We start from the raw sequence: 2,517 nt of genomic DNA, 5'->3' as shown, positions 1-2,517 counted from the left end.
CCCGAGACCGCTGGCGCAGCCCAGGCCCGCTGCGCGAGCCGTTCCTCCCTCACGCAGCCGATCACCCTCGCCGCCAGGACGGCGCATACCGCCACGATGGCGGTCGATGCAACCAGGTAGACCATCGTTTCCTCCCTCGTCCAAAACAGCCTTGCCGACCACCAGCCGCCCAGAGCGGCAGGGCGATCCGGCACCCTCGCCCGGCTTGCCGCGCGGGCCTTCGGCAAACCGGGGCCGCTACTCCGCGAAGAACCATGCGGGGTCGTACCAGACGCCCGCGGCCACCATGCGCTCCTTGATATGCTGGGGCTGGATGCCGCATGCCCGCCAGGCGCCCACCACCCAGCCGTGGTCGTCCACTCCGGCCACGTCGTAGGCGAACAGCTCCGCGCGCGGGATGACCGCGCCGCCCTCGGGCAGCGGGTCGACGGCCACGATGCTCGTGACCCGGCGGTTCCCGTCCTGCAGCCGCTCGACGTGCACGATGAGCCCGCCGGAGAGCGACTCGGCTATCTGCTGCATGATCACCTCGCGGTTCAAGTCGCCGTCGGCATAGCCCACCATGGTGCGCAGGCGGCTGATGGCGTTGCCAGGGTCGTTCGCATGCACGGTGGTCATGGAGCCGGGGTGGTCGGTCTGCATGGCCTGCAGCATGTCGTAGGCCTCCGCGCCCCGGCACTCGCCCACGATGATGCGGTCGGGGCGGCGCCTGAGTGCGATGGCCACCAGCTCGCGCATGCCCACCGCGCCCTCGCCCTCCACGTTCGCCTCGCGCGTCTGCATGCGCTCGGTGTGCGGCGTGCGAAGGCGCAGCTCGGGCGTGTCCTCCAGCGTGATCACGCGCTCGCCCGCGGGGATGAACTCCGACAACGCGTTCAGAAGCGTGGTCTTGCCCGAGCCGGTGCCGCCCGAGATAACGATGGGGCAGCGCGCCGCAACGGCCGAGCGGAGGAAGTCGGACATGGCGGGCGTGAGCGCTCCTGCGCGCTCCAGGTCGCCCATTCCCATCAGGTCCTCCTTGAACATGCGCAGGTTGAGCGCCGGGCCGTCGGGGGCGAGCGGCGGCACGACGAACGTGGCGCGCGCTGTACTCCCTGGAGCGGTGGACCGCCTTCGGCGTGCCGTTCGCCGTGGCCTCCCCCGTCGAAAGCCCGACGGTGAAGACCATGGCGAAGCACCGCGACGCCCTGGAGGCGGCCCTGGGGACCCCTGTGTCCTTCGCCCTCGAGGGCGCCACGGGCTACAGGGTCGGGCGGATGCTCGAGGCGGGCCTGCCCTTCATCGCCCCGGACAAGCAGGTGTACCTGCCGTTCCTGGGAATCGCGCTGAGCAGCGGAAGGAGCCACGCGCGCGACAGGCGGCAGACAGACGTTGGCACGTTCTCGCCCCAGGCGCAGCGCCTCGCGCTCATGGTGTTCTACGGCGACCTCGACGGCGCCAGCGTCACCCAGGCGGCAGGCCTCCTCGGCGCGGCGAAGATGACCGCCTCTCGCGCATTCGACGAGCTCGCGGCCGCCGACCCCTCGATCGTCGCCGCCGAGGGGCGGCGGCGGGTGCTGCGCCCCGGCAGGGACAAGATGGCGATGTGGCGTCGCTTGGAGCCGCGCATGTCGAGCCCGGTCGCGAGGGAGCACCGCCTGGGCCGCGTGCCCGATGCGGAGCTTCCCCTTGGCGGGATCTCGGCGCTGTGCGAGCTCTCGATGCTGCAGGACGACCCCTGGCCGACTTTCGCCGCGACCAAAGCGCAGGAGCGCACTCTGGAGCTGGCGGCCGACGCGCGCGACGCCGGTCTCGACGAGCCAGAGGATCCCGCGTGCGTGGTGCAGGTGCTGCGCTACGAGCCCGTGCCGGCGCCGGGATGCGCGGTCGACCCGCTTTCGGCCATCCTGTCCCTTCCCGCCGACGAGAGGGACGACCCGCGCGTCGCGGGCGAAATCGAGAGCGTTTTGACCCGGGTGCTTGGAGGCGATCATGAGGGGAATCGATAAGTTCAAGGAGCGCTTCGCGGGCCACGATGGCGAGTACGTCCTGATCGGCGGCGGCGCCTGCGACCTGCTGTTCGGCGAGGCCGGGCAGGACTTCAGGGCCACCAAGGACCTCGACCTGGTCCTTTTGGTGGAGGCACTGACGCCTGAGTTCGGCCAGGTCTTCTGGGATTTCGTCAAGGAGGGCGGGTACGAGAACAGGCAGAAGAGCAGCAGAAAGCCGCAGTTCTACCGGTTCTCCAAGCCGGAGGACCCGGCCTTCCCCGCCATGCTGGAGCTGTTCGCGCGCACCGACGTCGGCCTGCGCGACGCGGAGTCCGGCCTCATGCCGATCCACATCGACGACGAGGTGTCGAACCTTTCGGCGATCCTGCTCGACGATGAGTACTACCGGCTGCTCGTCGAGAACAGAGCGTCGGCCGGCGGCGTGGCCGTCCTGTCGGTCGAGGGGCTGATCCCCTTCAAGGCCAAGGCGTGGCTCGACCTTTCCGCCAGGCGGGCGGGCGGCCAGGCCGTCGACGAGAAGAGCGTG

Annotated in this window: 3 protein-coding genes; 2 read left to right on the top strand and 1 reads right to left on the bottom strand. The window is 70.4% G+C overall.

Annotation, left to right across the window (positions count from 1 at the left end):
* Window positions 1–237 precede the first annotated feature (237 nt).
* On the bottom strand, window positions 238–1,068 hold the full coding sequence (locus tag GPA_RS06960) for an ATPase, T2SS/T4P/T4SS family (protein WP_231847596.1): 831 nt from the start codon (window positions 1,066–1,068) through the stop codon (window positions 238–240).
* A gap of 188 nt (window positions 1,069–1,256) precedes the next feature.
* Here GPA_RS06960 and GPA_RS06955 point away from each other — a divergent pair, with 188 nt between their 5' ends.
* Together GPA_RS06955 and GPA_RS19000 are read left to right on the top strand one after the other, a co-directional pair.
* On the top strand, window positions 1,257–1,988 hold the full coding sequence (locus GPA_RS06955) for a hypothetical protein (RefSeq protein ID WP_167536611.1): 732 nt from the start codon (window positions 1,257–1,259) through the stop codon (window positions 1,986–1,988).
* A partial coding sequence (locus GPA_RS19000; protein WP_049784050.1) for a hypothetical protein occupies window positions 1,972–2,517 on the top strand: 546 nt, incomplete at its 3' end. The genes GPA_RS06955 and GPA_RS19000, both read left to right, overlap by 17 nt.

Origin of the sequence: Gordonibacter pamelaeae 7-10-1-b (assembly GCF_000210055.1) — a bacterium.
GTDB classification, from domain to species: Bacteria; Actinomycetota; Coriobacteriia; order Coriobacteriales; family Eggerthellaceae; genus Gordonibacter; species Gordonibacter pamelaeae.
This window is presented reverse-complemented; position numbering and strand designations above follow the sequence as displayed.